Source organism: Pseudomonas sp. B12(2026) (genome assembly GCF_057767015.1).
The window spans coordinates 4,584,266-4,600,261 of record NZ_CM173430.1 but is presented as its reverse complement, the minus strand read 5'-3'; the positions used below and the strand labels follow the sequence as shown (position 1 = coordinate 4,600,261).

General features: G+C 67.4%; 15 protein-coding genes. 9 read left to right on the top strand and 6 right to left on the bottom strand.

Annotated features, from left to right (window positions below; genetic code table 11):
* Nucleotides 1-23: 23 nt before the first annotated feature.
* Complete coding sequence (locus AC3B6A_RS21425) at nt 24-1,172, top strand: pyridoxal phosphate-dependent aminotransferase (protein WP_488399112.1); 1,149 nt, start codon at nt 24-26, stop codon at nt 1,170-1,172.
* On the top strand, nt 1,160-1,954 hold the full coding sequence (locus AC3B6A_RS21420) for an amidohydrolase (protein ID WP_488399111.1): 795 nt from the start codon (nt 1,160-1,162) through the stop codon (nt 1,952-1,954). Before AC3B6A_RS21425 ends, AC3B6A_RS21420 begins: the two co-directional genes overlap by 13 nt.
* Nucleotides 1,955-2,056: 102 nt before the next feature.
* Here AC3B6A_RS21420 and AC3B6A_RS21415 read toward each other — a convergent pair whose 3' ends face one another.
* Nucleotides 2,057-3,010, bottom strand: a complete 954-nt coding sequence (locus tag AC3B6A_RS21415) for an aldo/keto reductase (RefSeq protein ID WP_488399110.1) — start codon at nt 3,008-3,010, stop codon at nt 2,057-2,059.
* 348 nt (nt 3,011-3,358) lie between these two features.
* Between AC3B6A_RS21415 and dapA the strand changes: the two genes are divergently transcribed.
* Both dapA and AC3B6A_RS21405 read left to right on the top strand, forming a co-directional pair.
* Nucleotides 3,359-4,225, top strand: coding sequence for a 4-hydroxy-tetrahydrodipicolinate synthase (gene dapA, locus AC3B6A_RS21410; RefSeq protein WP_488399109.1), 867 nt, complete (start codon nt 3,359-3,361; stop codon nt 4,223-4,225).
* 64 nt (nt 4,226-4,289) lie between these two features.
* On the top strand, nt 4,290-4,622 hold the full coding sequence (locus tag AC3B6A_RS21405; protein WP_488399108.1) for a DUF5629 family protein: 333 nt from the start codon (nt 4,290-4,292) through the stop codon (nt 4,620-4,622).
* Between the two features lie 54 nt (nt 4,623-4,676).
* Here the strand turns inward: AC3B6A_RS21405 and AC3B6A_RS21400 are convergent, their stop codons facing one another.
* Together AC3B6A_RS21400 and leuA are read right to left on the bottom strand one after the other, a co-directional pair.
* Complete coding sequence (locus AC3B6A_RS21400) at nt 4,677-5,159, bottom strand: hypothetical protein (protein ID WP_488399107.1); 483 nt, start codon at nt 5,157-5,159, stop codon at nt 4,677-4,679.
* A gap of 73 nt (nt 5,160-5,232) precedes the next feature.
* The gene (gene leuA, locus AC3B6A_RS21395) at nt 5,233-6,903 is read right to left on the bottom strand and encodes a 2-isopropylmalate synthase (protein WP_488399106.1); all 1,671 of its coding nucleotides are present in this window, start codon (nt 6,901-6,903) and stop codon (nt 5,233-5,235) included.
* Between the two features lie 394 nt (nt 6,904-7,297).
* On the opposite strand from leuA, the gene AC3B6A_RS21390 reads away from it, so the two are divergent.
* From AC3B6A_RS21390 to AC3B6A_RS21370, 5 genes are all read left to right on the top strand, one after another.
* Nucleotides 7,298-7,753, top strand: a complete 456-nt coding sequence (locus tag AC3B6A_RS21390; RefSeq protein ID WP_488399104.1) for a DUF2946 domain-containing protein — start codon at nt 7,298-7,300, stop codon at nt 7,751-7,753.
* A gap of 112 nt (nt 7,754-7,865) precedes the next feature.
* The gene (locus AC3B6A_RS21385; protein WP_488399103.1) at nt 7,866-9,959 is read left to right on the top strand and encodes a TonB-dependent copper receptor; all 2,094 of its coding nucleotides are present in this window, start codon (nt 7,866-7,868) and stop codon (nt 9,957-9,959) included.
* 51 nt (nt 9,960-10,010) lie between these two features.
* Nucleotides 10,011-11,378 carry a PepSY-associated TM helix domain-containing protein gene (locus AC3B6A_RS21380; RefSeq protein ID WP_488399102.1) on the top strand — a complete coding sequence of 456 codons (1,368 nt, stop codon included), beginning with the start codon at nt 10,011-10,013 and terminating at the stop codon, nt 11,376-11,378.
* 148 nt (nt 11,379-11,526) lie between these two features.
* The gene (locus AC3B6A_RS21375) at nt 11,527-12,111 is read left to right on the top strand and encodes a copper chaperone PCu(A)C (RefSeq protein ID WP_488399101.1); all 585 of its coding nucleotides are present in this window, start codon (nt 11,527-11,529) and stop codon (nt 12,109-12,111) included.
* Nucleotides 12,112-12,214: 103 nt separating this feature from the next.
* Nucleotides 12,215-12,637: a DUF6491 family protein gene (locus AC3B6A_RS21370; RefSeq protein ID WP_488399100.1), complete on the top strand. Its 423-nt coding sequence runs from the start codon at nt 12,215-12,217 to the stop codon at nt 12,635-12,637.
* 18 nt (nt 12,638-12,655) lie between these two features.
* Here AC3B6A_RS21370 and AC3B6A_RS21365 read toward each other — a convergent pair whose 3' ends face one another.
* The 3 genes from AC3B6A_RS21365 to xseA form a co-directional block, all read right to left on the bottom strand.
* Nucleotides 12,656-13,492 (bottom strand): M23 family metallopeptidase, encoded by an 837-nt coding sequence (locus AC3B6A_RS21365; protein ID WP_488399099.1) that lies wholly within the window; start codon nt 13,490-13,492, stop codon nt 12,656-12,658.
* Between the two features lie 265 nt (nt 13,493-13,757).
* The gene (locus tag AC3B6A_RS21360) at nt 13,758-14,513 is read right to left on the bottom strand and encodes a M15 family metallopeptidase (RefSeq protein WP_488399098.1); all 756 of its coding nucleotides are present in this window, start codon (nt 14,511-14,513) and stop codon (nt 13,758-13,760) included.
* 6 nt (nt 14,514-14,519) lie between these two features.
* Nucleotides 14,520-15,899 (bottom strand): exodeoxyribonuclease VII large subunit, encoded by a 1,380-nt coding sequence (gene xseA, locus AC3B6A_RS21355; RefSeq protein WP_488399097.1) that lies wholly within the window; start codon nt 15,897-15,899, stop codon nt 14,520-14,522.
* Between the last annotated feature and the right edge of the window lie 97 nt (nt 15,900-15,996).

The following is a 15,996-nucleotide window of genomic DNA, read 5'->3' as shown; positions in this document are numbered from 1 at the left end:
CGCCCGCAGCCTGTAGCCACGCCATGCTCACCAGCAAACTGCCGAATGTCGGCACCACCATCTTCACCCGCATGTCCCAGCTTGCCGCCGAGTGCGGTGCGCTGAATCTCTCCCAGGGCTTCCCCGATTTCGCCGGCCCCTCGCCGTTGCTCGAAGCCGTGACCCGCCACGTGATGGCCGGACACAACCAGTACAGCCCGATGACCGGCCTGCCGGCGCTGCGCGAACAGGTCGCGGCCAAGGTCGCCGGTTTCTATGGGCGCAACGTCAGTGCCGACGCCGAGGTGACCATCACCCCCGGCGCCACCGAGGCGATCTTCTGCGCGGTGCAGGCGCTGATCCGTCCGGGCGACGAGGCCATCGTCCTCGACCCCTGCTACGACAGCTACGAACCCTCGGTGGAACTGGCCGGGGGCCGCTGCGTGCATGTGCCGCTGGACTTGCCGGACTTCCGCATCGACTGGCAGCGCATGGCCGACGCGATCACCCCGCGCACCCGCCTGATCTTCCTCAACAGCCCGCACAACCCCAGCGGCGCGCTGATCGACCGCGCCGACCTGGATCGCCTGGCGGCGCTGATCCGCGACCGCGAGATCTACGTCATCAGCGACGAAGTCTACGAACACCTGATCTACGACGGCGTGCAGCACGCCAGCGTGCTGGCCCATGACGAGCTGTACGCGCGTGCCTTCGTCATCAGCTCGTTCGGCAAGACCTACCACGTCACCGGCTGGAAGACCGGCTACGTGGTGGCGCCGCCGGCGCTGTCGGCGGAGATGCGCAAGATCCACCAGTACGTGAACTTCTGCGGCGTGACCCCGCTGCAGTGGGCGCTGGCCGACTTCATGACCGCGTACCCCGAGCACCTGCGCGAGCTGCCGGGCTTCTACCAGGCCAAGCGCGACCTGTTCTGCAACCTGCTGGAAGGCTCGCGCTTCCGCTTCCAGCGTGCCGCCGGCACCTATTTCCAGGTGGTCGACTACTCGGCGATCCGCCCGGACCTGGACGACGTCGCCATGTCCGAATGGCTGACCCGCGAACACGGCGTGGCGGCCATCCCAGTCTCGGTGTTCTACCAGCAGGCCCCGGCGGACATGCGCCTGGTGCGCTTCTGCTTCGCCAAGAAAGAGGAGACGCTGCGCCAGGCGGCGGAAAGACTATGCGCGATCTGAAGCGACTGCCCGACCTGAAGCTGGCCGTGGTGCAGACCACCCTGGCCTGGCACGACGCCAAGGCCAACCGCGAGCGCTTCGCCGCGCTGCTGGAAAGCGCCCGTGGCGCGGACCTGGTGATCCTGCCGGAGATGTTCACCACCGGCTTCTCCATGGATTCCGAGGCGCTCGCCGAGCCGGAGGAGGGCGCCACCTACGCCTGGCTGCGCGAGCAGGCGGCCAGGCTCGATGCCGTGGTCTGCGGCAGCGTGATCATCCGCGCCGCCGACGGCAGCCACCGCAACCGCCTGCTCTGGGCGCGCCCGGACGGTGAAGTGCAGCACTACGACAAGCGCCACCTGTTCCGCATGGCCGGCGAGCACAAGCACTACACGCCGGGCGAGCAACAGGTGCTGCTGGAATGGAAGGGCTGGCGGATTCGCCCGCTGGTCTGCTACGACCTGCGCTTCCCGGTGTGGAGCCGCGATGCGCAGGACACCGACCTGCTGCTCTACACCGCCAACTGGCCGGCCGCGCGCCGCCAGCACTGGAACCGCCTGCTGCCGGCGCGGGCCATCGAGAACCTGTGCTACGTCGCGGCGGTCAACCGCGTCGGCGAGGACGGCAAGGGCCACGCCTATTCCGGCGACAGCCAGGTGCTGGATTTCCAGGGCGAGCCGCTGCTCGAAGCGGCCAACGGCGACGGCGTGTTCCACGCCACCCTCTCGGCCGAGGCGCTGGCCGCCTATCGCGAGCGCTTCCCGGCCAACCTGGACGCGGATCGCTTCGACATCCAGCCGTAAAGCGCGTCGACTGCTGATGCCATTCGCGGACAAGGTCCGCTCCTACGCAGAGCTGCACACCTTGTAGGAGCGGACCTTGTCCGCGATGCTTTTCGGCTCCGCTCAATACGCGCTGGCGGTATTCAGCCGCTGGATCGCCTCATCGCCCAGCTTCAGATCGACCGCCGCGATCAGGTCCGGCAATTGCTCCAGTTTCGACGCACTGGCGATCGGCGCGGTAATGCTCGGCCGCGCCATCAGCCAGGCCAGGGCGACCTGTGTCGGTGTGACGTTCAGCTCGCCGGCCACTTCCTCCAGCGCGTCGATGATGGCGAAGCCGCGCGCGTTCATGAAGTTCTTCACCTTGTAGCCCCGCACGCTGCTCTTGCCCAGGTCCGCCTCGCTGCGGTACTTGCCGGTGAGGAAGCCCGCCGCCAGGGAATAGAAGCTGATCACCCCCAGCCCCAGCTGCTTCACGGTGGGCTCCAGGTTGATCTCGTAGTTGGCGCGGTCGTAGAGGTTGTAGTTGGGCTGCAGGCTCTGGTAGTTCGGCAGTTTCAGGCGGTCGCAGACCTCGCGGGCCTCGCGCAGGCGCCGGGCGTCGAGGTTGGAGGCGCCGATCACCCGCACCTTGCCGCTGTCCACCGCCTTGGCGAAGGCGCCCATGGTTTCCTCCATGGCGGTGTGCGGGTCGTCGCAGTGGGCCTGGTAGAGGTCGATGTAGTCGGTCTGCAGGCGCTCGAGCGAACGCTCCAGGGCCTGCTCGATATACGCCGCCGACAGGCCCTTGTGGCTGTTGCCCATGTCCATGCCGACCTTGGTGGCGATCTGCACCTGGCTGCGCTTGCCGGTCTTCTTCAGCCACTTGCCGATCAGGGTTTCCGATTCGCCGCCGACGTGTCCGGGCACCCAGCGCGAATACACGTCGGCGGTGTCGATGCAGTCGATCCCGGCGTCGACCAGTGCATCCAGCAGGCGGAACGAGGTGGCTTCGTCCGCCGACCAGCCGAACACGTTGCCGCCGAATACCAGGGGCGGGATGGCCAGTCCGGACTGGCCCAGTTGGCGACGCTTCATCTGTCAGGTCTCCCCCGGTTGCTGGTTCGTTGAACCAGCATAGACCTTGGGACGTGGTTGACAGGCACGCAGGCGCTTGCGCACTATCGGAGGCCTGATTTCCCACAGCAGTTTTCCCATGCCTGCCAACTTCGACTCCGCGCTGCCGCTCCCGGGCCTCTCCGCCCAGGCTGGCGTATGCGTCGTCGTTGCCAAGAAATCGAAGAAACAGTCGCTCATTTGACCGGGGCGTGCTGTCCCGTCAGATGGGCTGACAGGACACAAGGCGCCAGGTCTCCAATTCCCCCCGCTTGATTCCCGCATCCCTCCCTGACGGCGACCAGACGGTCAGCCACAAGGAGTTTTTGCATGTCTACGTTTCGAGGAATTTGGGTGGCCCTGGCCACGCCCTTCCGTGCCGGGGAAGTCGACTTCGCCGCGCTGCACACCCTGGTCGCCCGCCTGCTGGAAGACGGCGTCACCGGCTTCGTGGTCTGCGGCACCACCGGGGAGGCGGCGGCCCTGAGCCATGAGGAACAGCTCGCGGTGCTCGATGCGGTGTTGCAGTGGGTCCCGCCGCAGCAGGTGATCATGGGCCTGGCGGGCAACAACCTGCGCGAGCTGCTGGCCTTCCAGCAGGAGATCCAGCGGCGCCCGCTGGCTGGCCTGCTGGTGCCGGCGCCGTACTACATCCGTCCGTCCCAGGCGGGTCTGGAGGCGTTCTTCCGCACCGTGGCCGATGCCGCCAGTGTGCCGGTGGTGCTCTACGACATTCCCTATCGCACCGGCGTGCGTATCGAGCGCGAGACCCTGCGGCGTATCGTGCGCCATCCGCGCATCGCCGCGATCAAGGATTGCGGCGGCGACCTCGAGACCACCCTGGCATTGATCGCCGACGGCGAGGTGGAGGTGCTGACGGGCGAGGACCTGCAGATCTTCAACAACCTGTGCCTGGGCGGCGCCGGGGCGATTTCCGCTTCCGCCCATGTGCGCGCCGATCTCTATGTGCGAATGCAGCGCCAGGTCGAGGCGGGCGATCTGGCCGGGGCGCGGGCGACCTTCTACCGTTTGCTGCCCTGGATCCAGGCCGCTTTCGCCGAGCCGAACCCGGCGGCAGTCAAGGCGGCGCTGGCCTTGCAGGGGTTGATCGCCGACGAGCTGCGCGAGCCGATGCAGCCTTGCGCCCCGGCCACGGTCGAGCGGCTGCGCGGCGTGCTGGCGGCGCTGGCCGATTAGGAGGGGAGGGCCGGCAAAGGGTTTTGCTCTATCATGACGGCCTGCCCATTGCCGAGTGCCCACCATGACCACGACTCCCTACCTGCTGGACCAGCTGGAAACCGCCGATATGCTGCTGATCGACGGCCTGCACGCCTGGCAGTTCGAGCTCAACGAGGCACTGCTGGACCAGGCCGATGCCGCCGCCCACGCGGAGCAGCCCTTCGCCAGCGAAGAGGTGGTGCTGCAGATCGAATCCATCGACGGCCGTGACCGCCGCCAGTGGCGCTTCAGCTACAACGAGGTGATGGAGGCCCGCTATCAGGCCGCGGATGAAAGCTGGCTGCTCCACGCCGGCGACCAGGAACATCGCCTGTGCTGCCTGGGCGCGGTAGCCGCCAGCGGCGACGACGAGTAAGACGAGAAGGCCCCGGTTGGGGCCTTCGGCGTTTCAGGGCTCGCCCGCGGGAGTTCAGGCGTTCATGCCCAGCAGGTAGGCGACGATCAGGCTCAGGCCGAACAGCGCGGCCATGACGGCGAGCAGGAGCAGCAGGCTGATGCCGAAGGCGCGCCAGTTCGAGAGGAAGGCGCCGCCTGCCGCGGCGTGGCGGTCCAGTTCCTCCCCGATGTTCTGTTTGGCGTACTGCTGCATGGCGAGGACCGTGACGATGTTGATCGGCACGGCGGGGAAGTTGCCCGGCAGCATCCAGGCGATGACGAAGACCAGCAGCAGGACACCGATGCCGGTCAGCCAGGTCTTGCGTACCTGCTCGGGGCGGCCGAGGCGCTTGAGGTTCTGCGCGATGACCCAGGCGCCGGCCACGGGTGTGCCGAAGAAGGTGGCGATGCCGACGGCGGCGAGACGGTAGAGCGGTTCGCCGGTGGCGACGCCGAGCGCATCCCGGAGGGCGGCGGCGGGTGTCTGGAAGGGATTGTCCTGCGGGGCGGTCGACATGTTTTCACTCCATGAAAACAGCCCCGGACGCACAAGGCGTCCGGGGCAAAGGGGACTGCGGTTATTGCCGGGCTTACGCGGCTTTCGCCTGGCCCAGCGTCACGGCGCGGTTCAGCGCGCTGAACAGCGCACGGAAGCTTGCGGTGGTGATGTTTTCATCGATGCCGATACCGTGCAGCGAACGACCACCCTCGACGCGCAGTTCGATGTAGGCGGCCGCGCGGGCGTTGGTGCCGGCGCCGATGGCGTGCTCGTTGTAGTCCATGATCTCGACGTCCACCGGCAGCGAGGCGACCAGGGCTTCCAGGGTGCCCTTGCCCTTGCCGTGCCAGTGGTGCTGCTCGCCCTTGTGGGTGACGTCGATGTCGATGGCGCAGATGCCGTTCTCTTCCTGCAGGCGGTAGCTCTTCAGGCCGAACGGCGAGACTGCCTGCAGGTACTCGCTCTGCAGCAGGCCGTAGATCTGTTCGGCGGTCATTTCCAGGCCCAGGCGGTCGGTCTCGTTCTGCACCACCTGGCTGAACTCGATCTGCATGCGGCGCGGCAGGCTGATGCCGTATTCCTGCTCCAGCAGGAAGGTGATGCCGCCCTTGCCGGACTGGCTGTTCACACGGATCACCGCCTCGTAGCTGCGGCCGATGTCCGCCGGGTCGATCGGCAGGTACGGCACTTCCCACACGGCGTCGTCCTTCTGCTGGGCGAAGCCCTTGCGGATGGCGTCCTGGTGGGAGCCGGAGAAGGCGGTGTGGACCAGGTCGCCGACGTACGGGTGGCGCGGGTGCACCGGAATCTGGTTGCACTCTTCCACCACCTTGCGCACGGCGTCGATGTCGGAGAAGTCCAGCCCGGGGTTGACGCCCTGGGTGTACATGTTCAGCGCCATGGTCACCAGGCACAGGTTGCCGGTGCGCTCGCCGTTGCCGAACAGGCAGCCTTCGACGCGGTCGGCGCCGGCCATCAGCGCCAGCTCGGATGCGGCCACGCCGGTGCCACGGTCATTGTGGGTGTGCAGGCTGATGATCACGCTGTCGCGCTTGTCGATGTGGCGACCGAACCACTCGATCTGGTCGGCGTAGTTGTTCGGGGTGGCGCACTCGATGGTGGCGGGCAGGTTGAGGATCAGGCGGTTGGCCGGGGTCGGCTGGAACACGTCGATCACCGCGTTGCACACCTCGACGGCGAAGTCGGTCTCGGTGGAGCTGAACACTTCCGGCGAGTACTCGAAGCCCCACTGGGTTTCCGGCGCGGCGGCGGCCAGGCGCACGATGGTCTTGCCGGCGGCCACGGCGATGGCTTTCACGCCGGCCTTGTCCTGGTTGAAGACGATCTTGCGGAAGCTCGGCGCGCAGGCGTTGTAGTAGTGGACGATGGCGCGTTTGGCACCCTTCAGGGACTCGAAGGTGCGCTCGATGAGGTCGTCGCGGGCCTGGGTCAGCACCTGGATGGTGACGTCATCGGGAATGTGGCCGCCCTCGATCAGCTCGCGGACGAAGTCGAAGTCGGTCTGCGAGGCGGACGGGAAGCCCACTTCGATTTCCTTCAGGCCGACCTGAACCAGGCACTTGAAGAAGCGCATCTTCTTCTCGGCGTCCATCGGCTCGATCAGCGACTGGTTGCCGTCGCGCAGGTCGGTGGACAGCCAGATCGGCGCCTTGTCGATGATCTTGTCCGGCCAGGTACGGTCGGGCAGGGAAATCGGGGTGAAGGCACGGTATTTCTTCGACGGGTCTTTCAACATGCTCATGAGCGGAATCCTTGTTCTCTGCGGCCTGCGGGCCTGCGCAAAAAAATGAAAAGAGGCGAAAGCGGGGGAAGGGCTCAGCCACGCAGTCGCGGGCTGACCAGGCGCAGGCAGGCGTGTTGGCGAAGCAGGATGAGGGTGTGTGCGGTTTTCATGAGTGCCAAGCTAATGGCCTGAGAGGTCGATGGCAAGCATTTGATAAAAATTGGTAGGAAAAGTTCCGTATGTAATTTTTCGGGTTATTTATTGCTGAAATTTTCAGTTATATGCAATTTATTGTGATGCCTCCGGCGCGCCCGGCCAATTCTGCGGCCACGTGCCGCAGTGGAGGCGAAAGACTCCGTGCGATCATTGCGTACCCGCTGCAGGCGGGAGTCTCCATCCGCAAGGACTTGATGTGATCCGTCGTACCCGACAAGGCATAGGTAACTGGCTGGCGCTGTTCGCCATGCTGATGATCTATGTCGGCCCGCTGGTATCCCAGTCGCTGCCGATGGATCACGCCATGCCCATGGGGCATTCCATGCCGATGGAGCATGGGCGGTCCATGCAGCACGAGCATGGCGTGGCCATGGCCGGGATGGACCACGGAAAAGGGCACTCCGCGACGGCACGAGTCGCCTTGTCGCCCTTCCACGGCAAGCAGCCGCTCGCCGCCGACGCCTTCATGGAGAAGTGCGGCTATTGCAGCCTGCTGATCCACAGTCCGTCTCTGACTCCGCCCGCCATCCTGCTGGGGGGCGACCTGCCCGCTGCGGGCACGCCGGTCGCCCAGCCGGTTTCCCCCGCCATTCCCGCTTCGCCGGTCTTCCCCGGCGCCCGCTCCCGTGCTCCACCGGCCCTGATCGGCTGACCTCCAATTCCGACTCCATCGACCGCCGGCGCGAATGAGCTGAACGCATTCGCCTGTGCGCCGTGCGTGTACGCCTGGAGCGGACGTATTCACCGATCATGGAATTCATGCAATGTCCCGCATGCAAATGCGCCGTCGGCCGCGTGCCCTCGGCCTGCGCGCCCTGTGCGCACTGACCGCCCTTGGCGGTTTCACCGCCGTCCCGGTTCTGGCCGAGGAAGAAGATCACTCCGCCCACGCGGTGGAGCTGGAGCCCAGCGTCATCACCGCCGTGGCCCAGAGTTCGCCGCTCACCGTGGTCACCGACCCCAAGCAGCCGCGCCAGCCGATTCCCGCCAGCGATGGCGCCGACTACCTCAAGACCATCCCCGGCTTCTCCGCCATCCGCAACGGCGGCACCAACGGCGACCCGGTTCTGCGCGGCATGTTCGGCTCGCGCCTGAACATCCTCACCAACGGCACCACCATGCTCGGTGCCTGCCCGGGGCGGATGGACGCGCCCACCTCCTATATCTCGCCGGAGACCTACGACAAGCTCACCGTGGTCAAGGGCCCGGAAACCGTGATCTGGGGGCCTGGCTCCTCGGCCGGCACGATCCGCTTCGACCGCGAGCCGGAGCGCTTCGGCGAGCTGGGCACGCGCATCAACGGCAGCCTGGTGGCCGGTTCCAACGGCCGCTTCGACCGCGTGCTGGACGCCGCCGCCGGTGGCTCCGAGGGCTACCTGCGCTTCATCGGCAACCGCTCGCAGTCCGATGACTACGAGGACGGCGCCGGCAACACCGTGCCCTCGCGCTGGAACAAGTGGAACGGCGATGTCGCCGTCGGCTGGACCCCGGACGCCGACACCCTGGTCGAACTCACCGCCGGCAAGGGCGACGGCGAGGCGCGCTACGCCGGACGCAGCATGGACGGCTCGCAATTCAAGCGCGAGAGCCTCGGCCTGCGCTTCGAGAAGTCCAACATCGGCGATGTGCTCGACAAGCTGGAGGCGCAGGTCTACTACAACTATGCCGACCACGTGATGGACAACTACAGCCTGCGCACGCCCTCGGGCACCGGCATGATGGCGGGGCCCATGGCCTCCAACGTCGACCGCCGCACCCTGGGCGGACGCCTGGCCGCCACCTGGCGCTGGGACGACTTCAAGCTGATCTCCGGCGTCGATGCGCAGACCAACGAGCATCGCCAGCGCAAAGGCATGGGCATCAATACCTACGATGACCAGCCGTGGAACAAGGACGCGGCGTTCCACAACTATGGCGCCTTCGGCGAACTGACCTGGTACGCCGCCGAGCGCGACCGCGTGATCACCGGCCTGCGCCTGGACCGTGCATCGGTCAAGGACTACCGGCAGACCACCGGATCGGGCATGTCGATGCGGCCCAATCCCACCGCCGACGATACCCGCGCCGACACCCTGCCCAGCGGCTTCGTGCGCTACGAGCACGACCTGGCCGACACGCCCACCACGCTCTACGCCGGCGTCGGCCATGTGCAGCGTTTCCCCGACTACTGGGAGCTGTTCTCGCCGACCAAGGGCCCGGCCGGGTCGGTCAACGCCTTCGACGGCATCGAGCCGGAAAAGACCACCCAGCTGGACTTCGGCGCCCAGTACGAGGACGAGAAGTTCAAGGCCTGGGCCTCCGGCTACGTCGGGGTGATCCAGGACTACATCCTGTTCGACTACAGCACCGGCATGATGGGCAAGACCACCCAGGCGCGGAACGTCGACGCGCGGATCATGGGCGGCGAGCTGGGCGCGGCCTATGCGCTGAGCGACAACTGGCGGACCGACGCGACCCTGGCCTACGCCTGGGGCAAGAACACCACGGACGATCGCGCCCTGCCGCAGATGCCGCCGCTGGAAGCGCGCTTCGGCCTGAACTACGAGAAGGGTGACTGGAGTGCCGGCGGCCTCTGGCGGGTGGTCGCGCACCAGGGCCGGATCGCCGAGAACCAGGGCAACGTGGTCGGCTACGACTTCGACGAAAGCGCGGGCTTCGCGGTGTTCTCGCTCAATGGCGCGTACAGGCTGAACAAGAACTTCAAGGTCAGCGCCGGCGTCGACAACCTGTTCGACAAGGACTACGCCGAGCACCTGAACCTGGCGGGCAACGCCGGCTTCGGCTTCCCGGCGGACAACCCCGAGTCGATCCACGAACCGGGGCGCACGCTCTGGACCAAGGTGGACTTCAGCTTCTGAGCCCGACCGGCCCCCGCCGGTCGGGGGCCTCCTTGCGTGAGGAAACAACGAATGCAGAAGAAGACATTCGATTTCTACAACCTGGCCTGGCGCTGGCACTTCTACGCCGGGCTGTTCGTCGCACCCTTCATGATCCTGCTGTCGCTCACCGGGATCATCTACCTGTTCAAGCCGCAGCTCGATCCGCTGTTGTACCGCGACCTGCTGCAGGTGCAGCCGGGGGAGGTGCGCTTGTCCGCCGACCAGCAATGGATGCACCTGCTTCACCAGAATCCGAAGCTGCAGGTCAGCCAGTACCTGCCGGCGCCCGCCGCCGACCGCAGCGCCCAGTTCGTCGCCCAGCTCGATGGGCGCGAAGTGAACGCCTTCGTCGACCCGTACAGTGGCAAGCTGCTCGGCCTGCAGGATGCCAGGTCGAACCTGCAGGCCATGGCCCGCGCGCTGCACGGCGAGCTGATGATCGGCACGGTGGGCGACCGGCTGGTCGAACTGGCCGCCGGCTGGGGGATCGTCCTGGTGGTGTCCGGTCTCTACCTGTGGTGGCCGCGCAAGCGCTCGCTGCGCGTGCTGCTCTGGCCGGACCTGTCGCGCCGTGGCCGCGCGCTGTGGCGCGAGTTGCACGTGGTGATCGGTTTCTGGGGCGCGCTGGCGATGCTGTTCATGCTGCTCACCGGCATGACCTGGACCGGCTTCTGGGGCAAGTCCTTCGCCGATGTGTGGAACCGTTTCCCGGTGGCCATGTGGAACCAGGTGCCCAGGTCCGACCTGGAGGCGCGCACGCTCAACGAAGCGCACCGCCAGACCATCCCCTGGGCGATGGAAAACACGCCGATGCCGATGTCCGGCTCCCACGCCGAGCACATGGCTCACGGCGCCGGCGGCAGGGCGATGCCACAGATCAGCCTGCAGCAGGTGGTCGATACCGCGGACAAGGCCGGCGTGACGCCGGGCTACGCCATCGCCCTGCCCAAAGGGGAGGAGGGCGTGTTCACCGTTTCGGTATTCGCCGACGATTCGCGCAACGACGCCACCCTGCACATCGACCAGTACACCGGCAGGGTGCTTGCCGACGTGCGCTGGAGCGACTACGGCCTGGTGGCCAAGAGCGTCGAATCCGGGGTGATGCTGCACGAAGGCAAGATGTTCGGGCTGTTCAACCAACTGCTCATGCTCGCCGTCTGCCTGATGATCCTGTTCAGCGCGGTCAGCGGCCTGTGGATCTGGTGGAAGCGCCGGCCGCAGGGCCGCCTCGGCGTGCCGCCGCTGCCTCACGCACTGCCGGTGTGGAAGCGCGGGGTGGCGATCATGCTGATCCTCGGCATCGCCTTCCCGCTGGTCGGCGCTTCGCTGCTGCTGGTGTGGGCGCTGGATTGGATCGTGCTGTCGCGCATCAAGCCGCGTGGCCCGGTTTTGAGTTGAGATTGCTGCATTGATGAGGGTGGCGCGAGCGTCCACTCTGCCCCCTGCCGGGCGACAGGCTATGCTGCGGCGCGATCATGGCAGCTGCGGCCCGATGTTTTCCCGCCATGACGGCGGACCCGATCACCAGCCAACTGGAGTTTCGAACATGCGTAAAACCCTGCTCGCTTTCGCGGCCCTGCTGAGCGTTTCCGGCGCGGCGCTGGCCGACGAGTATCAGGCCGGCGACCTGCACATCGACAATCCCTGGTCGCTGCTGCTGCCGGCCAACTCGGTGAACGGCGCGGCCTACTTCGTCGTGGTCAACAAGGGCAAGGAAGCCGACCGCCTGCTCGGCGCCGACACCGAGCGCGCCGCCAGCGCGGAAGTCCACCAGCACGTGGAGAAGGACGGCATGATGAAGATGCAGAAGGTCGAGGGCGTGGACATCCCCGCCGGCGGCCAGGTGGTCTTCGCCCCCGGCCAGTACCACCTGATGCTGTTCGGCCTGAAGAAGCCGCTGGCCGATGGTGAGCGCTTCCCGCTGACCCTGCACTTCCAGAAGGCCGGCGAGGTGAAGGTCGAGATCGCCGTGCAGAAGGACGCGCCCGAGGCGCCCGGCATGGGCACCCAGATGGGCCACGACATGGGGAACATGAACCATGACATGGGGAAGATGGGCCATGACATGGGGAACATGGGGCACGACATGGAGCACATGGACCACAGCATGCCCGGCATGAAGATGAACTGACCGCCTGGCCGGCTGCGCGCTGCGGCGGCGGACTGGTGGGAAAATGAGGCCGGATCCCAGGTGATCCGGCCAATGGCCACCGCCCGTGGCCGGGAGGTACGGCATGCGCGGCATACACAGCGCCATCCTGCTGGCGGTTATTTCACTGCTGACTGCCTGCAGCCAGTCCAACCTGCACGACGACGAGCTGCCGCTGGACCAGCACCTGGCGAAGCTCGGCCTGCGCCAGGGCGATGCGGTGAAGTCGATCCCGGTACGGAGTACCGCGGGCTGGGAATACCTCGACAAGGGCCACATCGTCCTTGGCCAATCGCCGGGGCGGCGCTATCTGGTGGCATTTTCCGCTCCGTGCAACAACCTGGCCTTCAGCAATCGGCTGAATATCGGCGATACGCTGGGGGCGGTCACGACGCTCGACCGCATCATCTCGGTCGACTCGGCGGGCATCCCCGAGCCCTGCCAGATCGGCCAGCTCTACGAGCTGGAGCGTGTATCCAAGAAGCCGCAGCACGAGGGTGGCTATTGATTCGCCCTTGGGCGCTCCTCAGGGCTTGAACGCGCCGATGAAGATCGCCGGGTCGACGCGGGCGTCGTTGAGGCTGACGTTCCAGTGCATGTGCGGCCCGGTGGCGCGGCCGGTGGCGCCGACGCGGCCGACCACGCCGCCGCGCGGGAGCTGATCGCCCAGCTTCACGTCGATCTTCGACATGTGGCAGAACATGCTGATGAAGCCCTGGCCGTGGTCGACGAACACGGTGTTGCCGTTGAAGAAGTAGTTGCCGATCAGGATCACCTTGCCGGCGGCCGGCGACCTGATCGGGGTGCCGGCGGGCACGGCGAAGTCCAGGCCGGAATGCGGGTTGCGTTCCTCGCCATTGAAGAAGCGGCGCAGGCCGAAGGGGCTGGACAGCGGGCCGTCGACCGGCTTGTCGAGCACCAGGTTGCTCGGCGTGCCGGCGCTGAAGCTGCGATAGGCGGCGGTCTGCTCGGCCAGTTCGCGGTTGATGCGCTTGAGGTCCTCGGGCAGCGGATTCACCTGGCGGGTGTTCGAAAGTCGGATGCGCTGCTCCTTATAGTGCTTGCCATCGACGCCGAAGCCGAGGTTGCGGCTGGCGCCGCCCTGGCGCACGACGATCTGCTGGGCGCCGGCCTTGGCGGTCAGCGGGATGCCGACGATGGCGATCCAGTCGCGGCCTTCCTCGCGCACCACCAGCACCGGCTTGCCCTGGTAGGTGGCGGTGGGCACGGCGGCATCCCGGCCCAGCTGCACCACGGCGACGCCGCCGGGCACCGGCTTGTTCAGGGTGCGGCTGATGAAGCCTTCGGCCTGGGCGGGCAGGGCGAGGAGGGTGGCGAACAGCAGGCAGAAGGCTCGAAGCATGGGGCTTTCCGTGGTGCGACAGCGGATGGAACGGGCAGTCTACACGGGCCGGCGCGGCGGGCGGGTCGATTTCGTCGAAAGCGGAATGGCGCGGTGGACTGCTCTTCGTAGGAGCGAGCTTGCTCGCGAACCAACCCCCGCAGCGGGGCTTTCGTCGAAAGCGGACCGGTGCGGCACATCGGCTCTTCGTGGGAGCGGACCTTGTCCGCGATTCGCTCCGCGCCGGCTCATCGCGGACAAGGTCCGCTCCTACAAGAGCAAAAAGCTATCGGCGCAGGCCTTCCAACTGCTGGCGCCACAGCTGCTCCAGCGGCAGCACCTGCGCCGGACCATAGATCGCCTGGGCCTTCCCGAGGTGGGCCGCCCACAGCTGATCGCCATAGTCGTAGTGCCACCACTCGCTGGACAGGTTGCTGAACCCCGCTTCCCGCATCGCATTGAACAGCATCCGGCGGTTGTCGCGGATACGCCGCTGGGCTTCGTCCGGCGTGGCGATTTCTTCGTAGTGGCGGGTATAGGAGCGCGGCGTGGCCTCGTCGAACAGGCTGCCCATGTCCAGCCAGCGGCCGTCGCGGTCGCACAGCGTGAGGTCGATGGCGCCGCCGGTGAGGTGCGGGCTGGGCGACTCGGCGCGGCTGCTGGGCGGAGCGACGAACTCGCGGGTGCGTCGGGTCAGCTCGGCCGGGTCGGCGTCCGGTTCGTGCTGGCGGAGGATGTCGTAGAGCGTGTCGTACAGGTGCTGCTGCACCGCGAAGGGGCGCCAGGCGTCGAGGATCACCAGGCGCAGGCCGTCGGGCAGCAGGCGGGCGGCGTGCAGCAGGCGCTCGAAGACTTCGCTGCGGGCGTAGCACTCCGGCTGCGCGTTGGGCACGCCGAGGCGGTGATAGGCCGGCCACACCGCGAAGCCGCTGGCGATGCCCAGCGCCTGCAGCGGCTGGCCGCATTCGACGATGGGCATGCGGAAGGCTTCGGCCCAGTCCGGGTCGGGTTGCGGCAGGATCGGTGCGAGCAGGTCGGTCATCGCGGTTCAGTCCAGCAGGGAAAGGGTGACGGGCGCCTGGTGGTTGTCTTCCACCCGCACTTCCAGTTCGCCTTCGGCCAGCCGGGCTTTCAGGCGTTGGCCGTTCTTCGTCTGCGCGGCGCTGCGGATCGCCTGGCCGCGCTCGTCGAGCAGGATGCTGTAGCCGCGCCCCAGGGTCGCCAGCGGGCTGACGATGTGCAGCGTCTGCATCAGGCCGTCCAGGCGCTGGCGCTGTTCGCGCAGGATCGCCTGGGTGGCGCGGGGCAGGCGGCCGCTGAGATTCTCCAGGCGCTGCCGCAGCAGGGCCAGGCTGCGGCCGGGGTGCTGCGCGGCGAGGCGGGTGTCCAGGCGTGCCACGCGTTCCTGGCGGATCTGCAGCTGGCGCTCGAAGGCGCGGCGCAGGCGAATGTCCAGGTCGTCCAGGCGCTGGGCCTGCTGGCGCAGGCGCTCGCCGGGGTGGCGCAGGCGCCGGGCGGTGCCTTCCAGGCGCAGGCGCTCGCGGGTCAGGCGGTCCTGGATGCGCAGGATCAGCCGGCGGCGCAGGCCGTCCAGGCGCTGCTGCAGGTCGCCGCTGTGGGGCGCCAGCAGTTCGGCGGCGGCCGAGGGCGTCGGCGCGCGCACGTCGGCGACGAAATCGCTGATGGACACGTCGGTCTCATGGCCCACGGCGCTGACGATGGGCGTCACGCAGGCGGCGATGGCGCGGGCCACCGGCTCTTCGTTGAAGCACCAGAGGTCCTCCAGCGAGCCGCCGCCACGGGCCAGGATCAGCGCGTCGAAGCCCTGGGCGTCGGCCAGCCTGAGCGCGCGGACGATCTGCGCGGTGGCCTCGCGGCCCTGCACGGCGGTGGGCACCAGGGTCAGCTCGACCTGCGGCGCGCGGCGGCGGAACACGCTGATGATGTCGCGGATCACCGCGCCGGTGGGCGAACTGACGATGCCGATGCGCCGCGGATGGGCCGGCAGCTCGCGCTTGCGCTCGGCGGCGAACAGGCCCTCGGCGGCGAGCCTTTCCTTGAGCGCCTCGAAGGCCAGGCGCAGGGCGCCGTCGCCGGCCGGTTCGACGGCATCGGCGATCAGCTGGTAGTCGCCGCGCCCCTCGAACAGCGAGACCTTGCCGCGCACCCGCACGGCGAGGCCGTCGCGCAGGGCCTGGCGTACGCGCAGGGCGTTCTGCCGGAACAGCGCGCAGCGCACCTGGGCGTTGCTGTCCTTCAGGGTGAAATACAGGTGGCCGGACGCGGGGCGGGCGAGGTTGGAGATCTCGCCCTCGACCCACACCTGCGGGAACACGTCCTCGAGCAGGTGGCGGGCGCGCTGGTTGAGCTGGCTGACGGTCAGTACCTCGCGGTCGAGGCCCAGCCGTTGGAAGGGATCGTTCTGCATGGCGAGGGATGATAAGCCGGGCTCCGGACGGGGGCCAGCGCGCAGGGTCGAGAAAGCTTCGTTCAGATCGTCTGGTTGCGTTGAGCCATGCCCCCCA